Below are 22,205 nucleotides of genomic sequence, written 5' to 3'. Positions count from 1 at the left end.
ATAAGGTAGTAGAACGTGGAACTTGTTAATTTGAAAGACCCGTCAGACAAAGTGAATTTTGCCGAGGCGGTTAAAAAAGGGTTAGGGAAAAACCAGGGTTTATATTTCCCCACAACCTTACCCACTTTTAGCGACATAAACGCCATATTGGCTATGCCATTTGTCGAGCGCTCGGTGGAGATTTTGAGCCAGTTGATAGGCGATGAAATACCCCGTGACAGACTGGCTGGTATAGTCCAGCGTGCCTTTACATTTGACGCGCCCCTAGTGCAGGTGAAGGACAACGTGTACAGCCTGGAGCTGTACCATGGACCGACATTGGCGTTTAAGGATTTCGGTGGGCGTTTTATGGCCCAGTGTTTGACGGAAATAGCCCGGGGGGAAAAGATCACTATCCTAACCGCTACGTCTGGCGATACCGGCGCGGCGGTAGCCCATGCATTTCATGGTCTGGATAATATCGATGTGGTCATTCTGTTCCCCAAAGGCAAGATCAGTCCGCTGCAGGAAAAATTGTTTACTACCTTGGGTGACAACATTCATACCGTAGCCATAGATGGCGATTTTGACGCCTGTCAGCAAATGGTGAAAAGTGCATTCGATGATCCACAGGTACGGGACGGGTTGCACCTTAACTCTGCCAATTCTATTAATATCAGTCGCTTGGTGGCGCAGGTGTGTTACTACTTTGAAGCTGTTGCCCAATTAAGCGAAGCCCAGCGGGAGGATCTGGTTATCTCGGTCCCCAGTGGTAATTTCGGTAATCTGACCGCGGGTCTTATCGCCAAAGTGATGGGTTTGCCAGTCAAACATTTTGTGGCTGCTACTAATCTCAATGATACGGTGCCCCGTTATTTGCAATCCGGTCAATGGGATCCTAAAAATACCGTTGCCACTATGTCTAACGCCATGGATGTCAGCCAGCCCAATAATTGGCCACGCATTGAAGCGATGCTCGAACGGGGTTATGTGCAACCTGACATATTGACGGGGGATACCGTAGATGAAGACTATACCCAGGTCGCCATGCGGCAACTGGCGCAACTGGGTTACGTCAGCGAGCCTCACGCCGCCATTGCCTATAAAGCCTTGATACGTCATCTTGAAGCCGGGCAAACCGGTATTTTTCTCGGTACAGCGCACCCGGCTAAATTTCGTGAAACGGTTGAAAACGTGCTCGGTCAGCCCATCAGTTTACCCCAACCCCTGGTCGACTGTTCGAGCAAGGAAGGTTTGTCGGTGGAGATTACCAGCGACTATCAAGCCTTGAAGGCCCACTTGTTGGCACTACTAGGCTAGTTAACAGATGGCAGTTAAGGGCGCGCAGTGGAGTGAAATCCTGGAGCTGGAGCGCCAAAAAACTTATTTCAAGCAGGTTTTGCAGCACGTTGCCCAGCGGCGTGCTGGCGGCTATGTGGTTTATCCACCGGATGCAGAAATATTTAATGCGTTTCGTTATACGGAATTTGCAAAGGTAAAGGTGGTGATATTGGGGCAGGATCCCTATCACGGGCCGAGTCAGGCCCAGGGCTTGAGTTTTTCTGTGCCCCAAGGGGTTAAACCACCGCCCTCGTTGGTTAATATATACAAAGAGCTCGTTCGGGATATCCCTGGCTTTGCCATCCCGTCACATGGTGATTTACATCATTGGGCCCGTCAGGGGGTGTTGTTACTCAATACTGTGCTGACGGTTGAGGAGGGCCAAGCCCATTGCCATGCTAAAATTGGTTGGCAAACCTTTACGGATACCGTGCTCACCAGACTGAGCGACGAGCGTAGCGGGTTAGTGTTTCTCTTGTGGGGCAAACATGCTCAGAATAAAAGTGTGTTGATAGACCCGCACCGACACCACCTGTTAGTTGCCCCCCATCCTTCGCCATTGTCTGCTCACCGGGGATTTTTCGGCTGCGGGCACTTTTCTACAACTAATAGGCTATTGAGCGAGCAAGGACAAAGACCTATCGATTGGCAGGTCTGAGTGGTGTGCGCTTTTCTTCCAGCCATCTAGTCATGGTATAACTCAATTAGCTAAATAAAAAATTCATTAATTTGACAATTCCCTAACTAAGCCCCACCACATGCGCGGCTTAGTTAGGGGATCACTTCATTTCAAGTTTCAGTTTATTTCTGTTTGCTCAACCATACGATCAATTCAACTATGTCGTCATTGGTCATATCCCGGGTAAACTTGGCCTGGTATTTACCATTAACAATAAAGTTGGGTACACCGCTGAGGTGTTTTCTGTATTGGGTTATTAGCTGGTTGTTCTTCTGTAACATGTTATTCACACCGAAGCTGCTGAGCAATTTGTCAAATTTGGCTTCTTCCACACCGTTGACGATAAAGATATTTTTCAGATCTTTGATACTGGTTACGGGGGATTTTTGAACATGAATATATTTAAAGATAGCCAAGTTCATGGCGTCTTCTTTTTTCAATGCCCTGGCGACCATCAAGGCGCGGGTTGCATCGTCCTGCACCTCAGGGCTGGCGAAACCCATAAAATTCACATGAACTTTCTGAAACTTAACGTCCTTAGCGATTTTCGTTTTAATTTGTGCGACTAAAGGTTCAAAATTAAAACAATGAGGGCACCAGTAAGAAAAGTATTCATTAATTTGGGGGGTTGTTGTGGCGGGCTCATCACTGATCACTAAGTAATGTTCGCCTTCTTTCCATTGTTCCTGAGCGCAGGCCTGCAGGGGTAACAACAGGGTAATAACAAGGGCTAGTACAATTTTTTTCATAGTTTGTATCGTCTCTTTGGGTAAAAACTGTCAGCAGATTACCATAGCTTAAAATAAATGCCGACAGCACTTTGTAACCAGTTATAAGAAAAGTTGGCGGGCAACAGGATCCTATCAGCCCGACTACAGGGGCCAGGGCAAATTTTGTGACCCGGCTGTCAGTGCAACTTAGATATGCAGTTTAGGTTCTTGCAGTGCTGAAAATTGTTCTTTGAGAGATAAAATTTGTTGTTCCCAATATCTTTCATCAGCAAACCAGGGAAAAGCTTGAGGAAACGCCGGATCCTGCCAACGCCTGCTTAACCATGACATGTAATGCACCATGCGCATGGCGCGTAGGGGTTCGATCAATAACAACTGACGCGTATCAAAATCACAGAACTCTTCGTAGGCTTCCACCAGAGTACTCATTTGCAGACTTTGCTGTTGGTGGTCACCCGACAGCATCATCCACAAATCTTGCACCGCTGGGCCACTGCGACAATCATCCAGGTCGACAAAGGTCGGTCCGTCTCGCCATAGTATGTTGCCCGGGTGGCAGTCCCCATGTAGGCGCATATTGCTGTGGTTCTGGTATTGTCTGTCGGTCAGTTCGATGACCTGCTCCAATATGGTAAAAAACGGTTTGTGCAGGCTTGAGGGGATCAATGGACTGGTGCGAAGCTCCGCGGCGGATTGATGTAAATATTCGTCGGTGGAAATTATCGGGCGGTGGATAAACTCGCCACTTTTAGCAATAAGGTGGATACGGCCGATAAACCGGCCCATCCACTCCAGATGATCCAGATTGTCTACTTCAAATTGGCGACCTCCGACGGACTCGAATATGGCAAAATAATACGCCTGATAGCGATGCAAGCTTTGTCCCCTTATCACCATAGGTGGCACGACGGGCACCTCGTGGTTAGCTAACTCTAAAGAGAAGCTATGTTCTTCAAGCAGTTGGACTTCGCTCCAGCGTTGGGGACGATAAAATTTAACCACATAGCGTTTGTTATCCTCGGCGATAAACTGGTACACCCGGTTCTCATAGCTGTTAAGGGCAAGCAGGCCTGACTCAACTCTTATGCCCAACGATTCGATGGCATCGAGGATAAGATCCGGGTTGAGTTCGGCAAAGTTAAATGTGGTCACTAGCGGTACAAAAATTTTGTGCTCTGTTCGATGGTGGCGTCGTCAACATCCAGAGATTGTATTTTAAAACTAAATTCGGTCACTGATTTTTCCAAATCATAAGGATCCACGGCAATACTGACGGGCAAATTGTATACTTCACCACCCATTACCTGCACTTCGGTTTCGCCAATAAACTGATGGCTGGGTAAACCGATTACGGAAATGGTAAAGCGTTGCATACGCTGGGATTTATTTAGTAACTTGACGGTGTAGACGTTTTCTATTAAGCCTTCGTTGGTTTCACGATATAACGCATTGCGATCTCGAATGATGTCTACCTCCAGGGGGACCCGGCTGATTAACTCGAACACCAGCAGTGCGGACATCAGAACCAGCACCACGGCATAACCGAGTAATTTGGGCCGTAAGATCTTGGTCTTGCCACCGGCCAGTTCGGTTTCAGAGGTGAAACTAATCAATCCCTTGGGGTAGTCCATTTTCTCCATCACACCATTACAGGCGTCTACACAAGCGCCACAATTAATACACTCATATTGCAATCCGTTACGAATGTCGATACCTGTGGGGCAGACCTGAACACACAGATTACAATCAATACAATCACCTAGTCCTTTATCTTGTACTTCTGCTCTGGGCATTTTGCGTGGACGCGGGCCACGCTTCTCTCCGCGCTGATTATTATAAGCGACGGTGAACGTATCTTGGTCAAACATAGCCGACTGGAACCGGGCATAGGGACAAATATGGGTGCACATGATCTCGCGCATGTAAGCTGCGTTGCCATAAGTACAAAAGGCAAAAAACACCACGCAGGTGGCGGCCCAAAAACTCGCGGAGAAGGTGAAAAATTCGACAAACAGCAGATCTATAGGGGTGAAATAGCCCACAAAAGTCAGGGAGGTCAGTAGTGCTACCGCCACCCAGGCTATATGTTTAAGGGTTTTTCGCCAAAATTTGTCAAAGTCCATTTGGCGTTCGTCCAGTTTGATGCGTTTGTTGCGACTGCCCTCAATTTTTTCTTCAAACCAGATATAAATAAAGGTCCAGGTCGTTTGGGGGCACATAAATCCACACCAAACACGCCCGGCAAAAGTAGTGATAAAAAATAAGGCAAAAGCGGCAACTATTATGATCCAGGCCAGCAAGGTTAAATCTTGTGGCCAAAGTGTCAGGTTAAAGATTTGAAACCTTTGGGCATTGATATCCAGTAAAATAGCTTGTTGACCCTCAAACTGGATCCAGGGCAGTGCGGCAAAGATGGATAAAAATACCAAACCGAAAAAGCGCCGGAAATTTTCCAACACACCGGTAACAGCGCGCACATAAATACGGCTGCGGGGGGTATAATTATTATCGTGTTTGCTCGTATCCGGGCGGTGAATTTTAACAGGAGAGATGTCTTTTATTGGGATGCGCTCACTCATTCGGACTCCTTGACTGAACAAAACGGGTACTGACGACGCGGCGCAGTATAGCAGCTGTATGGAATGATTGCCTTAGTATGAACAATTATATGATTGATCCCGATCAGTGTTTAGCCCTTTGTACACCTTAGCAATCATGAATTTTCCGTGCCGACGCAATAAGTTTTGTCGGTTGAGGTCTATTAAATATATGGGGCATTATGCTCAATTCAGTTGTGGTTCATTTAGATGGACTAAATTAGTAAGTAACTTTTGTAACCAAGATTTGTAACCAAGAGGTGACAATATGCAAAAACTCATGATGACGACAATAATTGGCTCGTGTTTGCTGCTTTCTACTCAAGCATTTAGTCAAGCCGAAGTTGAAGTAACCTGGCAAAATCCGGATAAATATCGTGATGTGCGCCCGTCCAATGAATCGCGCAAACGTTTTGCCGAAAATACCTTTAACAAGCTGGATGAATATCTGGTGGAGCTCGCCGAATCCTTGCCAGACGGGCAGAAGTTAACAATCACTGTGACGAATCTTGATTTGGCCGGGGAAGTTTGGCCGGCCTCTTTTGTCGGCTTAGGCCAAAGTGGTTCCGATGTCAGACTGATTAAAAGTATCGATATTCCGCGTATCGCGTTTAGTTATCAGCTGTTAGATCAAGCAGGCCAGGTACTGCAGCAAGGGGAAGAAAATTTGAAGGACATGTCTTTTCAAGACCGTGCTAACAGATTTTTCGACAGCGAGTCTTTGCGCTATGAAAAAAATATGCTGCGTCAGTGGTTTGTCAGCACATTTCCCCAGGATAACACCAAGACCAACAGCTGAGTGCGAGGCTTAGAATTTAGTAAAAACGCTGGTTAGTCCGGCGTTTTTTATGTCGGTGTTAAAACAGCCGTGTTAGCCCTGGATTGCATAAACTAAGGTACGCGCTAGCTCACTAATTCTTCGTAGCGAACGATTTGATTACGGCCTTTTTGTTTAGCCGCATAAAGTGCATGATCAACTAATTTTAGCAAGGTATCGGCATCCCGGGTGTCGTTTTTATTGCTGGTGACTACCCCCAAACTAATAGTAAGCAGTGGTTTGTCAGGATTATATTTGTGCTCTATGGCTGCTTCTTCGACTTTTGCAAGTATGGAGGTGGCCACTTTTATTGCGCCCTCAGACGAGGTGTCAGGTAAAATACAGACAAATTCCTCACCTCCATAACGTGCCACAAAGTCTGTGCTGCGGGGTAAATTATCAGCCAAGATCTTGGCCACTTTTTTTAGGGTTTCATCACCTGCCGCATGTCCGTAGTTGTCGTTATAGGGTTTAAAATAATCAATATCTATCATCAGCAATGAAATTGACCACTTTTGCCGGATAGCAAGTTGCAATTCATGTTTGAGGCTTTCATCTAACGCCCGACGATTGGGGATTCCGGTGAGACCGTCCTGAAGCGATAAGGCTTGTAAAGCTTGTTTTTGCTGTTCTATGGTCACAGCGAAGTGACCGAAGGTCTCTGCAATGTCTGAGATTTCGTCGTTACCCGTAATGATATGGGTATTGGATTTGCCTATCGCCCGATCCTGTACCAGATTGTTGAGTTGAACCAAACGCCTGACCACACGATTTTGGATAAAAAATACGATAAGCATCAGAAACAGTAGACCTGTGACGACAAATAATCCGATAAATTGAATTTGTTGCCCCACCCGATGGGAGGCGAGACGTGTTTGCGTGATAACAGAATCGCTAAGCTGATAAGACTTGAAATTGAGAAAACGCAGATAATCCATAATAAGATTATGTACAAAATTGCCACGGCCTGTGACTCGCCCGGACAAGCGCAACAGTTTAATGCGCAAGGGGAATATGCCATTTTTCTCCACCAGTATATTTTTAAGCTGCTGGATCAAGGCAAGGCGTTGCTCCCGTTGCGAGCCGGAAAATGTATCGGTCTTGTGATTTAAATTATCCAAAATAACGCGTACCTTGAACGACAACTGGCGAATGGTTTGTAAACGTTCAGAATTCAGGCCTCTGCTGGTCATGGCCGCGGCTTCAAAAAAATTTGTGCGCCACACCTGGTCTAGGTCTAGCTGACTGACTGTGGCAGTTGGCTGGGTTTGTATGGCTAAATTGGTCACCTGATCATTTAATGTATAGAGGTTCTGCTGGTGGTTCGCTAGTTGCTGCGCTAGGTGGAGACGCTGTGACGCCAACTCCCTAAGTTCAAATAATTCCTGTGTAATGGCGTTAAACTGGGCAAACATAAAGTTATCGTGCGCTTGCTGTTCAGCCAACAAGCGGATCACGCGCAACTTGTTTTCAATTTGGGCTTCAGCTATGCGCAAAGAAGGCTCTGACTTAGCATTGGTCAATCCATTGCTGATGCTAGAAAGTGAGGCAATATTGTTATTGAGCTGTTCCAGCACGACTACATTTGGTAATGATGTAATGGCTATTTCATCTAAAATCTGGCGAAAATCTGCCATGCGTATATAGGAGAGGGCGGTAATACTGACAAAAATAAGCAAAACACTGACGAAGGTCACGGTGAAAATAGTCGTTAACGACAGTCGGGTGGCAGATTTTGGGTCGATTTGTGAAGCTGGAGCCGTGTCTGTCAGCCGTTGGTCACTCATTGATATTCACCAGCCTGGCATCGAGCGTTGGGCTAAACGTGTTCAGTTGACGAATACGGTCGACAAATACATCGATAATCAATGGGGCTAGCATATAGCCAAGCACAATTTCTGGACATTCTTCCAGTATCTGATAACCATCCCCACCATTAGCCAGATAATCGGTCGTTGCTAACTTGTATATCCTTTTTTCTGCTAAAGGTTGGTCATTTATCAGTATGGACTTCACCCTGTGGTTGACCGGCGCGCCAGGATCATAAGTAACCGTCATCCCCGATACGTGTGGAAAACGGCCTTTGACCTTTTCGATCAAACTAAAACCATTCTCCAGAGCTTCAATTAATTGGGCACCACTGATATTCAGTAAGACGACTCGGCTTCTAAAGGGTAATTCCTGGGCAATATCTCGGTGAGTGAGTTGGTGCTTGGCCTGGTAATGTTTATCGCCGCGAATGATTCCGCCATTTATCAAGGCAATATCGGCATTTGAAAACTCTCGTAGGGTATCGGTCAATGCATTGGCAAATGCATTTTGTTCGGTTCTGACGCTTTGGCGCAAGGTCATAAAGTCTTTGCTTACCACTGCTATGGGCTGCTCCAGCAGACGATTCAAACGCGCAATATAACCGTCAACCTGATTTTCCACGGTAGGGTCTTTGGAAAAACTTTTGAGATCAACTGCTTGCCATGAAACGTCTGGATCTTCTTGATGCTCGGGCATCAAAGTGATTTGCATCAGGGCTACTTGTCCCAATTTCTCTACTATTACGGCATTTTGGTGAGTAGGTTTGATTTCACTGGTTAAGGTTGTAAAGTCGAGAGTGGCAGTAAAACTCATATCTATCACTTTGTCGTTAAGTAGTTGATCAATAAAGTCGAAATTAGTCGAATACAGCAACACTATCAGGTCGGCACCTTGACGCCTGAGTTTAGCGGCGTTTTTTTCAATCGATTTGCGCGGATCTAATACCACCACGTTTTTTAACGAATAGTCGGTGATTGCAGTGTCATCGATGACCGACAGCACACCTATTTTGAGGCCTCGTTGCTCGACGATAACGCTATTTACTATACCGTCTATATTAGTTTTACTGCGTTTATCATAAATATTACTGGCAACAATGGGAAAGGCCGCTTCGTAGGCGCGCAACGATAACTCATCTTCGAAGTAGCTAAACTCACGTTTAGTAACCCCCATGGCGTCTGGCTCCAATGAATTGAGCAGATCAATAATATGGGTGCCACGATCCAAAGAAGACAGCGGACTAGGAGCAAGACTGTTGCCGCCGAAGAAGAAAAAGGTCGCTGAATTTTCTTGATGACGATAGGTATTTAATACCTGGGCTAGTTCAGGGTAGTCACCCCTTTCTGTTTGACCGATCAGCGGCATATCTGAAGCATAGATGATGTTTATGTGCCTGGCTGCAACTGGCGCGCAAAACGCACTGAAACTGCCAACTAATAAAATGAAAAGCGTACACATAACTCGTAAAGTTGAGATGGGCGCCTACTCCTGTGAAGACGGGGATGTCAGAGTGCTGGGGCAATATCACTCATGTTGGTCGATATGTTGTAAACAGTTTAAATAGATCCACAAAAAATGCAAAAGATGACCCGCTAGGACGGCCCGTTAGGGATACCCGTTAATTACCTAACGGGTATCCAGCTAAATTGCTTAGCAATAATATTAAATTTAAAGATTTTCTATGGTAATTTTTTGTTCTTTAAGCTTTTTCATTTGCATCTCAAAATCATGTAATTTGGCCTTTTCCTTGCCAATCACCGCTTCCGGGGCATTACTAACAAATTTTTCATTGTTTAATTTACCCTGAGTGCGGGCAAAATCCCCCTCGATTTTCCCCAGAGCCTTATTGATACGGGCCAGTTCAGCATCTTTATCGATAAGTCCGGCCATAGGAATAAGAATTTCCATTTCGCCAACCAAAGCTGTGGCGCTAGCGGGGGCTTGTTCGTCCGGTTGCAACACGTCTATGCTCTCTAGCTTTGCCAGAGAACCCAAGAAGTCACGACTGGACTGTAAACGTTGCCAATCCTGGGAACTGGCGTTACGCAGCAGCACGTTAAGGGGTTTGTTAGGGGAAATATCCATCTCACCTCGAATGTTACGAATACCCACAATAAAGCTTTTAACCCATTCCAGTTCGTCCAGTACCTGCTGGTCTTGCAATGTGGCGTTCTGTTCTGGGAAAGACTGGATCATAATACTCCCGCCTTGAATGCCGCACAGTGGCGCCACGCGCTGCCAAATTTCTTCAGTGATAAAAGGCATGATGGGGTGAGCCAGGCGCAAAATATTTTCTAGCACATTAACCAGGGTATGACGGGTGCCACGTTTTTGCGCTTCAGTACTGGCCTGTGAATTGAGTACAGGTTTAGATAACTCAAGATACCAGTCGCAGAATTGATTCCAGGTGAATTCGTATACCAGTTGCGCGGCAATATCGAAGCGATAATCTACCAGGGCTGCTTCGAAGTCGCTAAGGGTTTGCTGGAAGCGTGCCCAAATCCACTTGTCTGCCAAACTTAACACCAGCTCACCACCTTGTGCGCCTGCGTCATGCTCTTCGGTGTTCATCAATACAAAGCGTGAAGCGTTCCACAATTTGTTACAGAAGTTGCGATAGCCTTCCACCCGTTTGATATCAAAATTGATATCCCGGCTGGTAGATGCCATGGCCGTGAAGGTAAACCGCAGGGCATCTGTGCCATAAGCGGCAAAACCTTCTGGGTAACTTTGTCTGGTGTGTTTGGCAATTTTGGCGGCCAGTTTGGGTTGCATCATGCCAGAGGTGCGTTTTGCTACCAGCGCGTCGATATCAATACCGTCAATTAAATCGATGGGGTCGATAACGTTCCCCTTGGACTTGGACATTTTGTCGCCCTGTTCGTCCCGAATAAGTCCGGTGATATAAATTTCTTTAAAAGGAATTTTTCCGGTGAATTTTTTGGTCATCATGATCATTCTGGCGACCCAGAAGAAAATGATGTCAAAGCCGGTGACTAGCACAGCACTGGGCACAAAAGCGGCCAATTCAGGGGTTTGTTTTGGCCAGCCCATCGTCGCAAAAGGCCAAAGCGCTGAAGAGAACCAGGTATCGAGTACATCGTCGTCTTGACGTAAGCTGATTTGTGCACCCAGGCCGTGTTTTTCACGAACTTCGGCTTCGGTGCGCCCTACATAAATTTTGCCATTGTCGTCGTACCAGGCTGGTATGCGATGTCCCCACCACAATTGCCGGGAAATACACCAGTCTTGAATGTTGTTCATCCACTGATAGTAGGTCTTGTCCCAATTTTCGGGCACAAATTTAATTTCGCCGCTTTTGACCGCTTCAATAGCGGGTTTCGCCAGCTCTTCAACCGCCACATACCATTGGTCGGTTAAATAGGGTTCGATCACGGCCCCGGAGCGATCGCCTCTGGGTACTTTTAATTTATGATCGTCAATTTTTACCAATACCCCTGAGGTCTCTAAGTCAGCAACGATTTGCTTGCGTGCCACGAAACGATCCATTCCACGGTATTTTTCGGGGGCCGTATCATTAATTTTAGCGTCGTCGGTCAAGATGTTAATGATCTCAAGCTTATGCCTTTTGCCCATGTCATAATCGTTGAAATCATGAGCTGGTGTGATTTTGACGCAACCTGTGCCAAATTCCTGATCCACATAATCATCAGCAATAATCGGGATCAGGCGGTCGGTCAACGGCAGCTTAATCTGTTTGCCTATAAATGCCTGGTAACGCGGATCATCTGGGTGAACCGCCACTGCGCTATCGCCCAGCATAGTTTCGGGGCGAGTAGTAGCGACCACTAACTCACCGCTGCCATCGGATAGCGGATAGCGGATATGCCACATAAAACCCGCTTCTTCTTCGTTGAGTACTTCCAGGTCCGATACTGCGGTGTGCAATACAGGATCCCAATTGACCAATCGCTTGCCGCGGTAAATCAGGCCCTGCTCATGCAACTTTACAAATACTTCAATCACGGCTGCGGACAAATCCTCGTCCATGGTGAAGACTTCACGCTCCCAATCTGGTGAAGTGCCCAGGCGGCGCATTTGTTGGCTAATATTACCGCCAGATTCTTGTTTCCAGTCCCAAATTTTCTCGACGAAGGCCTCCCGGCCCAGGTCGTGACGGGTTTTGCCTTGGGCGTTCAATTGGCGTTCCACCACCATTTGGGTGGCAATACCGGCGTGATCTGTACCACATTGCCACAAGGTGTTATCACCCTTCATACGGTGGTAACGGGTGAGGATATCCATAATAGTTTGCTGAAACCCATGGCCCATATGCAGGCTACCGGTTACGTTAGGTGGCGGCAGCAAGACGCAATAGGGTTGGCCTTCACCGCTGGCTTTGAAATAGCCGTTTTTCTCCCACTTTTGATAACACTGCTGTTCAATATTTTGTGGGCTAAATGTTTTATCCATTGGGTTGTGTCTCATTCATGCTGTTGCCGGACGCTGCGTTATTGCTTAACGCACTGCTCGGTAGTGTATCTAATTGATGGCCTGCCCCGCGATAATGTTTGTACCTGTCTCTGGCTTGCTGCTTGAGGGTCTCTTCAGCAGGGACAAAATCGTAGATTTGGGTAAACTTGTGGTGAAAATCTGGCATACCCTGGGATAAATTAATCAATACCCCGCGGTTAAATTGGGTGGGTGTTTGCCAGGTTATTTCAACAGGCGCACCACCTTGAGGGCCTTCACCGGCTAAATTATGGGGCACAAAGCTGTCAGTGGGCAGTTGCCACAATAATTCGTCAAATTGCTCCGCCAGTGCTTGCGTGTCGCAATACACCAAGCAGCGCTGTTTGCTGCGAAAACATCTAGCCGCCAATTGACAAGCCAACACTAAGTGCGCGCTCTGGTGCGCAAGCTCATCAGTCTCTTTGTTGAGCAAATAAAAGGTTACCTTTGACATCTGTTTTGCCGTTTTGTATGAAATTTAATCTTCTGTCTCAAGACCGGCCCTATTCATCAGAAATTGGGTCAGCATTGGCACAGGTCGGCCGGTTGAGCCTTTTTCTTTGCCGCCTACCCAAGCGGTGCCAGCGATATCCATGTGCGCCCAGTTATATTTACGGGTAAAGCGAGACAAGAAACAGGCCGCGGTGATGGCCCCAGCTGGACGGCCACCCAGGTTTGACATATCCGCAAACGGGCTTTCGATTTGATCCTGATACTCATCCCAAAGCGGCATACGCCAGGCCTTGTCACCACTTTGCTCCGAGGCATTGACTAGCTCGTGGGCCAACGGATTATGATTGCTAAATACCCCGGTGGCGTGTTTGCCCAAGGCAACAACAACGGCGCCGGTCAAGGTCGCTACATCGATAACCAGTTCAGGGTTAAAACGCTCCACGTACGTCAGAGCGTCGCATAATACCAAGCGGCCTTCAGCATCGGTGTTTAACACTTCTACGGTTTGACCTGACATAGTGGTGAGTATATCACCGGGGCGATAAGCATTGGCGTCAGGCATGTTTTCGCAGCCTGCCAATATACCCACAACGTTGAGGGGCAGGTTGAGGGCGCTGATAGCGTGCATGGCACCCAATACTCCAGCGGCGCCGCCCATGTCGTACTTCATCTCATCCATGGCTTCACCAGGTTTTATGGAAATACCACCAGAATCGAATGTTAAGCCTTTGCCGACTAATACGATGGGATCCTGATCTGCCGGGCCGCCTTTGTGCTCCATGATGGTCATAATGGATTCGTTGGCTGAACCGCGACCCACTGCCAGGTAGGAATGCATGCCTAAGGCATCCATTTGTTTTTCATTAACCGAATCCACATGCAGATTGGTATACTCTTTTTCGAGTAACTGGGCTTGTTCAAACAGATATTTAGGATTACATATATTCGGCGGCATGTTTGCCACATCACGGGTGGTTTTTGCCCCCAAAGATACGGCCAGACCATGTTCCAGGGCACGCTCACCTATAGGCAGTTCACGGCGGGTCGGCACATTAAATACCATTTTGCGTAATGGGCGACGAGGTTCGCCTTTCTTGGTTTTAAGTTGTAAGAATGTGTACAGGGAATCTTGGGTGGCTTCTACTGCCTGACGCACCCGCCAATAGGTATCACGGCCCTTGACGTGCAATTCGGTTAAAAAGCACACGGCTTCCATCGAGCCGGTTTCGTTCAACGTCTTAATGGTTTTTGAAATAATTTGTTTATACTGGCGCTCGTCAAGCTCACGCTCTTTACCACAGCCTACTAACAACACCCGCTCACTGAGCACGTTAGGCACATGGTGTAGAATTAACATCTGGCCAGGTTTGCCTTCCAAATCGCCACGACGCAGCAGGTTACTGATGTAGCCCCCGCTGATTTCGTCAAGTTGCTCGGCAATTGAGGTCAATCTTCTGGGTTCAAATACTCCGACTACTATACAGGCGCTGCGTTGCTTCTCTGGACTTCCACTTTTTACACTAAATTCCACGGGGATTCCTCGTCACAAAATTATTTATCTGTCATTGGATATATTAGCAACACTTAGCGATTATGTTTTTGTTAGTATTAGGCAAGGCTGAGTGCTGCAGCGTTATCATTGCAAGAATAGCTTAAGCCGGACATAATCTGTAAATTACATACTGGCAAGTGCTTTAAAATAGCACTCATTGCAAATGAAACGTGTGAAAACGTTAAGTTTACTTAAAATTTTGTAGCTTGCCACTAAAATTACCACTTTTCTGTTGGACATTGCGTGCTGATATTTCGCTATTTAGTTAAAGAAACCCTCAAATCCCAGGCGGCTGTTTTTCTGGTATTAATGGCCATTTTTATCACCAATAAATTTGTCAGAGTGTTGTCAGAAGCCTCAAACGGCGATATTCCAGCCAGTCTGGTGTTAGGATTTCTTGCCTTGAGCATGCCAGTGCTTGCCTCGCTGATTTTACCTTTGAGTTTATTTTTAGGCATTATGCTGGCTCACGGCCGCCTGTACGTTGACAGTGAGATGACAGTGATGCGCGCCTGTGGCATCAGCGAGTGGTATGTGACCCGGGTCATGCTGGTGCTGGCCGTTGTGATGGCAGTGGTAACCGGGGCCATGACCTTGTGGATCGCGCCGCTATCAGTGGAAATGGAATACCAGCTTGAAGAGCAAGCCGGTGCCGATACGGGCTTGACCACCCTTATCCCTGGGCGCTTCCAGCAAACAGCTAACAAAAAAGCAGTGATTTTTGTGCATCAAATCGGTGACGATGACGAGCCCTTAAAGCGGGTGTTTTTGGCCCAGCACGACATCACCGTCGATAGTCAAAACGTGCATCTGGTATATGCCAAACAAGGTGGCTTAAAGGAAGGCACCAATGGCGCAGAAAAATTAGTCCTCAGCAATGGTGTGCAGTACGAGGGCACATTAGGGCAACAAGACTATCGCGTAGTCGAGTTTGGTGAATATCAGATCCAGATTGCTGAACAACAGGCGGAACAAAAACGCCGCAAACTATCCGCTTACCCAACCATGCAACTATTCAACGATCCGTCTATCGATGCTATTGCCGAATTGCAGTGGCGCCTGGCGATCCCCCTGTCACTGTTTTTTCTGGTGATCATAGCCGTGCCACTCAGTGCCGCCGATCCCCGTCAGGGCCGTTTTGGCAAAATGTTCCCGGCCCTTATGCTCTATCTGGGGTACTTTTTATTGTTGATGGCCGGACGCAAAGTATTGGAAGATGGCAAGATCCCGGTGCAATTGGGCTTGTGGTGGGTGCATGGTGTGATTGCCTTGATCGGTATAACGCTTTTATTTAGAGGCCGACCCATTGGGGTGCGATTGCGGGCCCGATTACGGGGGCAGGGTTAATGTTTAAAATTCTTGATCTTTACATTGCCCGCACTTTACTGGGTACCACAGCCATGAGTTTAGCGGTACTGGTGGGATTAAGTGCCCTGATTAAGTTTATCGAACAGATGAAAAGCGTGGGCAAAGGCAGCTACGACATGACAGTTGCCGCTGTGTACGTTTTTTTGAGCTTGCCCCGAGAACTTGAGCTGTTTTTCCCCATGGCTACCCTGATTGGCGGGTTGATTGGCATGGGCATACTCGCCAGCAACAGTGAGCTGGTGGTGATGCAATCCGCCGGTCAAAGCCGCTGGAACATTATCGGTTCGGCAATGAAATCGGCGATATTGATGGTGCTCTTCGTGATGGTGATTGGAGAATGGGTCGCCCCTTTAAGTGAGGCTAAAGCCAAAGAGATCCGCTCCCAAGCTATCTCAGGCGGCAGCCTGTTTTCCTCCAGTCGCTTGGTGTGGGCCAAAGATGGCGATAACTTTGTAAGCATAGGTGAGGTAGTTGATAAAAACACCCTGCGGGATGTTAACGTCTATGAATTCGACAGCGACTTGCTGTTGAGCCAGATCACCACGGCTAAAAACGCCCAATACGTGGCAAAAAACTGGCGCTTGCAAGAGGTGAAATACACTTATGTTAGCCAACAGAATATTCGTGTTAAATCTGCTACTGAAGGTACCTGGACCTCATCGATAACGCCAGACAAATTAGGTGTAGTAACAGTCAAACCTGAGGCTTTATCTATTCGCGGACTGGTGGATTATATTGGTTACCTTGATAACAACAGCCAAAATTCTGATCGTTATCGTTTGGCCTTGTGGCGCAAGGTATTACAGCCGGTATCGATTGGGGTGATGTTATTGATGGCCTTGTCATTTATCTTCGGCCCACTGCGCAGTGTTACCATGGGGGCCAGGGTGATAATGGGGGTACTGACCGGTTTTGGCTTTTTTATCAGTAATGAAGTATTTGGCGCCCTGAGTACCGTGTACCATATTCCGCCTTTTGTAGGGGCGGCACTGCCCAGCCTGATATTTGCCGGAATAGCGGTCCATCTGCTAAGGCGCTAAGCCCGCAGTGGGTGATCGCTCTCATATTCCAGGTGTTATAGACTAAATATCCTCCCAGGCTTTGTGGTGGTTTTCTTCTTTGGTAAGGGCGATCACCTCTGTTTGCGCAATCCAGTCTTGCAGACCTTGTTTATGTTTAAAGTCAATCAGCACCAGCAGTGTGCCTAAACCTCCCAGCGAGCTAACTAGGCGCAAAAAAGCCCGGCCATAACCCAAAGGCGCATCGCTGGTGCTGAACAATCGCAAACGCCAGGCGCGCATGCCCAGGGTTTGCCCGCCATGACACCAAAACCACATAAAAAAACCGATTACCCAGGCCGCGACCCAAATTTGCAAAATGCTTTGGTATAACACTGAGTGCTGGATCAGATCGCTGAAATGCTCATAACCTTGTTTATCCAACAGGTTATTTTCTACTAGCAGCAATATCGTTACCAACATCACCATAGCGGCGCACATGCCCACTGCTACTGCTACCAAGGTATCGTAAATGATGGCGGCCAGGCGGCGCACAAAGCCGGCGCGCTGAGATTGTTTACTTGTCAATTTGCTTACTCGCTACTGAATTATATAGAGCGGAACAAGGTGTTAACCTCACTCCGTAAAACTGCTAGTTTGGCATAAAGTTGAGCACGAGTCAGAGGCAAATATGCAAATCGCCCAGTTCTTAATCGAACAGACAAAAAGGCTAAAAAATCCCTTGCGTGTCTGATGCAAATCGCTATAATGCGGCGCTCTAAAGGGTTGTGCGAATGATTTTTTAGATCTGTGCCAGTGTGATGGAATTGGTAGACATGACGGATTCAAAATCCGTTGCTGAATAAGCGTGGCGGTTCGAGTCCGCCCACTGGTACCATCTCTTTGTTGTCTACGCGAAGAGATAAAACAAACCGACCTTACGTCGGTTTTTTTGTGTCTGGGGATTGCGTTTTGTCCGACATTTTAATGAATCGAAATGTTTTCAAGATATTGATTTTAAATATTACTAACGCCGGAAGAATGTTATGTGTTGCGTGAGAGCGGCACAGCACCCCCCTTCAGCAGCCCTCTCAATAACGAAGCCCGCAAAGGAACCTTTGTCTATAAGGGGTGCGATTTACCGCTTTTCAGAGCCAAAACTAAATTTAAAAGCGCAACGGGCTGGCCAAGTTTCTATGACGTGATGGAAAAGCACATTGACACAAAAGCAGATTTGCTTTTGGCTATACCGCGCACAGAATACCATTGCGCCAGATGCGGTGGGCATCAGGGGCATATCTTTAAAGACGGACCAGAACCGACAGGCCTGCGCTTTTGTAATAACGGCGTTGCATTGAAATTTATTCTCACTGCGTAGATATAGGATATTCATGCTCTCTGTTATTATCATTGGGGTAGGGTCTGCGGGATTAGCGCCGAGAGAGAGTAGGGGAAGTGCCTTTTGCATTCGTTTTTAATGAACCCAAATATTGTGTATTTTGCGTACGCTCTTGGCCTGAAACTGCAATACCACCCGCATCTACGGTTTTAGAGGTCAGAATAAGCGTTTCAGATCTGTGTAGGAGTTTCATTGCTTTGAATGCGGCGATACTTTGTAAACCTAACAGAACGCTGGTTAAATGTTCCTATATGCCGGAGAGCTTTATATTTTCGAGCTCTGCATGCCTGTATTGTCTAAAACTATCCACGGGGTGATATCTACCAAATACTCCAGATTACTCTGTATATCTTTCGCTTGATTTGTAAGTTTTTCACCGAAGGCCTCAACGCGATCAGTTTCAAAACGCATTAACAATATAGGTCATACCGAAGCGGTGGAGGTTTCATTTGAACCGCAAGAGATCAGCTATGATGAATTTTTCAAGGTTTTTTTGGCATGCATAATGCTTCTGCTACGGTATGTGAGTATGGCATTTGATTGCACGAGCCAATATCGTTATGTGAATTTATTTTAATTATTCACAGAAAGATAAAGCGCGAGGTTATAAGAATCAATCACTCTGTTGACGAACTTTAGAGAGTTGAAGACTATCACCCGCAATACCACATGAAGCAAAAATAATGATTTTGGAACTTTTTGTTCGCTTGTCTGGTAAAGAGGCAATACTCGATTGAACATATTTTGTAAGCTTTTTGCACTTACTGTCGGATATCGGTTCGCCTTATTAACTAGTCAAAATAAACTTAATAAAGCAAAAGGAAAGACCAATGAAAAAATTTATTATGATGACCGCAGTAACCGCCTGCATGACAGCTTCTGCATTCGCTATGGCTGGCAACAACGAAATGACTAAAGACATGAAAATGGAAAAAATGGAAATGAAAATTTCCGATAAAATGGACATGATGGATGCCAATAGTGACGGTATGGTTAGCAAAACTGAAATGCGTGCCCATAGCGATGCCATGTTTGAAAAGTCAGATACTGACAAGGATGGTATGGTTTCTAAGGATGAAATGATGAAATCTATGAAAATGGAACATCGTGATATGAAGAAAAAAGAAAAAAGATAAGAAAGTAAACACTCGTTTTTACGTTGATAAACCGCCAGTCCGTCTGGCGGCTTTTCGGTTGTTTTTTTGCCAACGATAAATGTAATCTCAAAAGTAGATTCTACGACTTCATTAGTGTCCGTCTAGACGTAACCGTTCACCGGGGAGCTATTGACTTAAGGCGTTAGTTCAGGGAGTGCCGGATATTCCGAGCGAGTGATGACCCCGTGGACGATTTGCCTTAGCCAGTCCAGAGGATTGGCCCCCAAGCTTGCGGCAGCTTTCTACAATGGTGAGAATGCGTTGCCGAAATTGCTCGCCCCGGTGTGAGTACACGCCATAACTGCCTGTGCGCCACAGTACATAGCTACGCAAGGAGCGCTCTGCCTCGTTGTTGGTCAGGGGAATACCCTTATCCGTCAGAAATGTCCAACAGCTTTTCGTATTTGAGCAATAGTCCGCAGCGGTTTCGATACCGCGGGGTAACGCAAGCTTCGGTAGCATGTTCAAGAGTGGCTTGCCAACGTTTGCGTAGTTTACCCATACGCTTTTGATACAAATAAGGTGATAGCTCCCCGGCGAACGGTTACGCTGGCCAGCAAGTATGTTTTTCCACTCATCTTTTGTTCGGCGTTGGCGGCGCATAATGTCCTCGATTAATGATCAAAGATATTATTGTGCGGTGCCAAGTTCATATTTATAAGAAGGCCTTTGCTAGACGCTTACATTGAGTCTGTCCCATAACGACTGAATAAGCGCATTGCCTTGTTCAAGCGTATCGGCTGGACGGGATTTTTTACGTGTCATGTTGATGCCATCCACATGCGCGGGATCACGCAATAGGATCATCGGGATCATACCAAAAAAATATATTTACATGTCAACACCTGCCCGCTGAACGGTTACCAACGAGCCTCGGTTAATTAATGCTTTGTTGTACTGTGACCAATTGGTTATTTTACGTGTAGATTTGCCTATTTTGCTGCTTGCCCAGAACCAGATTGGGATATCTGATCACGCTAAGGTCAAAAGGTTCATTTGATTTAGGAGACAACGCCATTAGCATCTCAAACTAAATTAGTAACGAATATACCTTCATAAATCGTAGATGGTTATCTTATGGGCTCCGTCTCTTTGGACTCTTGCTTTACCTGAACTTTCTAAAAACTCAAGTAATGAAAGAGGATCATTAGTTTCAAATACACCGGTGATAGACATACGGGATAGAGTTGGAGAGTCTATAGTGATTTGCAGTGCATTATAGCGATTAAATTCATAAATCACGTCTTCTAATCGATCATTCTTAAACATCATCTCTCTAGCTTTCCAAGAGGTTTTTTTATTCAGGTCAGCTTTGATCTCTGTGGTTACTAAGCCATTCGTTTGTACCGTTGCTTGTTGCCCAATAGAAACAATTAATGTTTTATCTAATGGGAAATCCATATTGGTATTTTCTTGTAATCGAATAGTATCATTCTTAATCGCAATAACTTGGTTGTTGATGGCATTTTTAGTGAGCGCCACTTCCCCTGTAATTACAGTTAATTCAATTTTACCTTGATTGTTTTTAACATTAAATTCGGTACCTAGAGCTTGAAACATCGTCCTATTTACCCACACTCTGAATGGTTTTTTGGGGTCATGTGCAACCTTGAAGATTGCCTCTCCTTGATACAGGTGAATATTCCTGAATTGCTTGTTGTAGTCAATTTCAATATTGGTCAGTGTGTTTAAATAGATAATTGAGCCATCAACTAACGTAACGCTTCTTTGTTCACCAAGTACGGTTTTATAACTATTTTTGAATTGTAAGCTCGGAGTTTCTTTACCATTGAATGGGAGCGGATCAAGTTGATAAAAAGTAAATACACTTATGATGACACTTGCCGCCAATGCTAACCATGTGGGAGCCGTCAACCTTTTTTTTTGTATATTATTTTTAGTTAATGTATTCGAATTTTTTTTATCGACATGAATTGTGGTAATTTTACTATCTGTTTTTTTTATGCTTTCGAGTAAATTATCTATAGAGATCTTTTTGTTGCGATCAATGTCGGATAATACATCAAAAATGGCATAGGCCTGTAAGAACTCATCAACGTGAACTGGGCCTTTAAGTAACCAATGAGTAAATTCGTGTTTTTGTTCCTCATTCAGATCACCGTCATCTAAAAGCACCGCCCAATGGCTTGCCTCTTCAATAATAAGAATGTTTGATTGATGATACTTATTCATGATTCTTTACTCATACTATGTGCCTTCCGACATTCAGTAATCGCACGGGTTAAATATTTTCTCACTGTATGAATAGAAATCCCGAGCTTTTGTGCAATCTCGGCATGATTTAATCCGTCTCTTTTTCTCATCAGTAGTATCGATTGGTAAATAAGAGGCAACCCTGCAAGTATACTTTCCAAATCAGTAATCGCTTTTTGTATCTCGAAACTAGATTGAGGATCATCATCACTCGCTATTTCTTCAATTCCATCTAGTGAACAGGTATCTTTCTCCGCTTGGCGGTCACTCTTTATTCTCATTTCGTGAACTAAATTGGCTGCAATGCGAAAAAGGTAAGCTTTTGGTTGCTCTATAAGGTCGGTTCGTTCGACACGCATTAACCGGAGATAAGTTTCTTGTGAAAAATCTTGCGCTTGCTGTTGGTTTTTTGAGCGGCGCAATAAAAAAGCAAATAGCTCTTTATAAGAGCTCTCATATAGCCCTTTGATAAAACTGCTGTTTCTACTTGCTATATTGTTAGTCATAGATTCATATCTTGCGGCAGTAATTGATGTATTTAAAAATTGAAAAAAACGTCCTTACTTATAAGAGTGTTTTTCGATAAAAATTAGGTACAAAAAATAAAAATAAAAAAATCAGTACCTAAAACCAAG

Annotated in this window: 20 protein-coding genes, 1 tRNA gene and 1 pseudogene; 9 read left to right on the top strand and 13 right to left on the bottom strand. The window is 45.7% G+C overall.

The window, feature by feature from the left end:
• Nucleotides 1-15: 15 nt before the first annotated feature.
• Complete coding sequence (gene thrC, locus AC3RV5_RS19480) at nucleotides 16-1,299, top strand: threonine synthase (protein ID WP_489729231.1); 1,284 nt, start codon at nucleotides 16-18, stop codon at nucleotides 1,297-1,299.
• A 7-nt stretch (nucleotides 1,300-1,306) separates the two neighbouring features.
• The gene (gene ung, locus AC3RV5_RS19475; protein ID WP_489729230.1) at nucleotides 1,307-1,978 is read left to right on the top strand and encodes a uracil-DNA glycosylase; all 672 of its coding nucleotides are present in this window, start codon (nucleotides 1,307-1,309) and stop codon (nucleotides 1,976-1,978) included.
• 143 nt (nucleotides 1,979-2,121) lie between these two features.
• Here ung and AC3RV5_RS19470 read toward each other — a convergent pair whose 3' ends face one another.
• The 3 genes from AC3RV5_RS19470 to ccoG form a co-directional block, all read right to left on the bottom strand.
• The gene (locus tag AC3RV5_RS19470) at nucleotides 2,122-2,748 is read right to left on the bottom strand and encodes a thiol:disulfide interchange protein DsbA/DsbL (RefSeq protein ID WP_489729229.1); all 627 of its coding nucleotides are present in this window, start codon (nucleotides 2,746-2,748) and stop codon (nucleotides 2,122-2,124) included.
• A gap of 168 nt (nucleotides 2,749-2,916) precedes the next feature.
• A complete protein-coding gene (locus AC3RV5_RS19465; protein ID WP_489729228.1) occupies nucleotides 2,917-3,882 on the bottom strand; it encodes a serine/threonine protein kinase in 966 nt (321 codons plus the stop codon).
• Complete coding sequence (gene ccoG / locus AC3RV5_RS19460; RefSeq protein ID WP_489729227.1) at nucleotides 3,882-5,309, bottom strand: cytochrome c oxidase accessory protein CcoG; 1,428 nt, start codon at nucleotides 5,307-5,309, stop codon at nucleotides 3,882-3,884. The genes AC3RV5_RS19465 and ccoG overlap by 1 nt, the downstream gene beginning before the upstream one ends.
• Nucleotides 5,310-5,595: 286 nt before the next feature.
• Between ccoG and AC3RV5_RS19455 the strand changes: the two genes are divergently transcribed.
• Complete coding sequence (locus AC3RV5_RS19455) at nucleotides 5,596-6,126, top strand: DUF3016 domain-containing protein (protein WP_489729226.1); 531 nt, start codon at nucleotides 5,596-5,598, stop codon at nucleotides 6,124-6,126.
• Between the two features lie 104 nt (nucleotides 6,127-6,230).
• Here AC3RV5_RS19455 and AC3RV5_RS19450 read toward each other — a convergent pair whose 3' ends face one another.
• The 5 genes from AC3RV5_RS19450 to pepA all read right to left on the bottom strand — a co-directional run bounded on the left by AC3RV5_RS19450 (nucleotide 6,231) and on the right by pepA (nucleotide 14,413).
• Nucleotides 6,231-7,931 (bottom strand): diguanylate cyclase, encoded by a 1,701-nt coding sequence (locus tag AC3RV5_RS19450; RefSeq protein ID WP_489729225.1) that lies wholly within the window; start codon nucleotides 7,929-7,931, stop codon nucleotides 6,231-6,233.
• Complete coding sequence (locus tag AC3RV5_RS19445; RefSeq protein WP_489729224.1) at nucleotides 7,924-9,414, bottom strand: bifunctional metallophosphatase/5'-nucleotidase; 1,491 nt, start codon at nucleotides 9,412-9,414, stop codon at nucleotides 7,924-7,926. Before AC3RV5_RS19445 ends, AC3RV5_RS19450 begins: the two co-directional genes overlap by 8 nt.
• 210 nt (nucleotides 9,415-9,624) lie before the next feature.
• Nucleotides 9,625-12,390: a valine--tRNA ligase gene (locus AC3RV5_RS19440; RefSeq protein WP_489729223.1), complete on the bottom strand. Its 2,766-nt coding sequence runs from the start codon at nucleotides 12,388-12,390 to the stop codon at nucleotides 9,625-9,627.
• Nucleotides 12,383-12,883: a DNA polymerase III subunit chi gene (locus AC3RV5_RS19435; RefSeq protein ID WP_489729222.1), complete on the bottom strand. Its 501-nt coding sequence runs from the start codon at nucleotides 12,881-12,883 to the stop codon at nucleotides 12,383-12,385. Before AC3RV5_RS19435 ends, AC3RV5_RS19440 begins: the two co-directional genes overlap by 8 nt.
• Nucleotides 12,884-12,907: 24 nt before the next feature.
• Nucleotides 12,908-14,413, bottom strand: coding sequence for a leucyl aminopeptidase (pepA, locus tag AC3RV5_RS19430; protein WP_489729221.1), 1,506 nt, complete (start codon nucleotides 14,411-14,413; stop codon nucleotides 12,908-12,910).
• A gap of 264 nt (nucleotides 14,414-14,677) precedes the next feature.
• On the opposite strand from pepA, the gene lptF reads away from it, so the two are divergent.
• Nucleotides 14,678-15,781: an LPS export ABC transporter permease LptF gene (gene lptF / locus AC3RV5_RS19425; RefSeq protein WP_489729220.1), complete on the top strand. Its 1,104-nt coding sequence runs from the start codon at nucleotides 14,678-14,680 to the stop codon at nucleotides 15,779-15,781.
• Complete coding sequence (lptG, locus tag AC3RV5_RS19420) at nucleotides 15,781-16,842, top strand: LPS export ABC transporter permease LptG (RefSeq protein ID WP_489729219.1); 1,062 nt, start codon at nucleotides 15,781-15,783, stop codon at nucleotides 16,840-16,842. The genes lptF and lptG overlap by 1 nt, the downstream gene beginning before the upstream one ends.
• 42 nt (nucleotides 16,843-16,884) lie before the next feature.
• On the opposite strand, the gene AC3RV5_RS19415 is transcribed toward lptG, so the two are convergent.
• The gene (locus AC3RV5_RS19415) at nucleotides 16,885-17,388 is read right to left on the bottom strand and encodes an RDD family protein (protein ID WP_489729218.1); all 504 of its coding nucleotides are present in this window, start codon (nucleotides 17,386-17,388) and stop codon (nucleotides 16,885-16,887) included.
• Nucleotides 17,389-17,612: 224 nt separating this feature from the next.
• Here AC3RV5_RS19415 and AC3RV5_RS19410 point away from each other — a divergent pair.
• The 4 genes from AC3RV5_RS19410 (at nucleotide 17,613) to AC3RV5_RS19395 (ending at nucleotide 19,335) form a co-directional block, all read left to right on the top strand.
• A tRNA-Leu gene (locus AC3RV5_RS19410) sits at nucleotides 17,613-17,698 on the top strand.
• Nucleotides 17,699-17,848: 150 nt separating this feature from the next.
• Nucleotides 17,849-18,178: a peptide-methionine (R)-S-oxide reductase MsrB gene (gene msrB, locus AC3RV5_RS19405; RefSeq protein WP_489729217.1), complete on the top strand. Its 330-nt coding sequence runs from the start codon at nucleotides 17,849-17,851 to the stop codon at nucleotides 18,176-18,178.
• Nucleotides 18,179-18,635: 457 nt separating this feature from the next.
• Nucleotides 18,636-18,776: a hypothetical protein gene (locus AC3RV5_RS19400; protein WP_489729216.1), complete on the top strand. Its 141-nt coding sequence runs from the start codon at nucleotides 18,636-18,638 to the stop codon at nucleotides 18,774-18,776.
• 253 nt (nucleotides 18,777-19,029) lie between these two features.
• On the top strand, nucleotides 19,030-19,335 hold the full coding sequence (locus tag AC3RV5_RS19395) for an EF-hand domain-containing protein (protein ID WP_489729215.1): 306 nt from the start codon (nucleotides 19,030-19,032) through the stop codon (nucleotides 19,333-19,335).
• Nucleotides 19,336-19,490: 155 nt separating this feature from the next.
• Here the strand turns inward: AC3RV5_RS19395 and AC3RV5_RS19390 are convergent.
• The 4 genes and pseudogenes from AC3RV5_RS19390 to AC3RV5_RS19375 form a co-directional block, all read right to left on the bottom strand.
• Nucleotides 19,491-19,885 (bottom strand): annotated as a pseudogene (locus AC3RV5_RS19390) (IS66 family transposase); the annotation flags it as partial.
• Between the two features lie 143 nt (nucleotides 19,886-20,028).
• Nucleotides 20,029-20,163, bottom strand: a complete 135-nt coding sequence (locus AC3RV5_RS19385; protein WP_489729214.1) for a hypothetical protein — start codon at nucleotides 20,161-20,163, stop codon at nucleotides 20,029-20,031.
• A 246-nt stretch (nucleotides 20,164-20,409) separates the two neighbouring features.
• Nucleotides 20,410-21,549, bottom strand: a complete 1,140-nt coding sequence (locus AC3RV5_RS19380; protein ID WP_489729213.1) for a FecR family protein — start codon at nucleotides 21,547-21,549, stop codon at nucleotides 20,410-20,412.
• Nucleotides 21,546-22,076, bottom strand: a complete 531-nt coding sequence (locus tag AC3RV5_RS19375; RefSeq protein WP_489729212.1) for an RNA polymerase sigma factor — start codon at nucleotides 22,074-22,076, stop codon at nucleotides 21,546-21,548. Before AC3RV5_RS19375 ends, AC3RV5_RS19380 begins: the two co-directional genes overlap by 4 nt.
• Nucleotides 22,077-22,205 lie beyond the last annotated feature (129 nt).

It is taken from the genome of Paraglaciecola sp. IT1134 (genome assembly GCF_058068185.1).
Note: the sequence above shows the minus strand (reverse complement) of the source record. Positions and strands in the feature narration are given on the sequence as shown.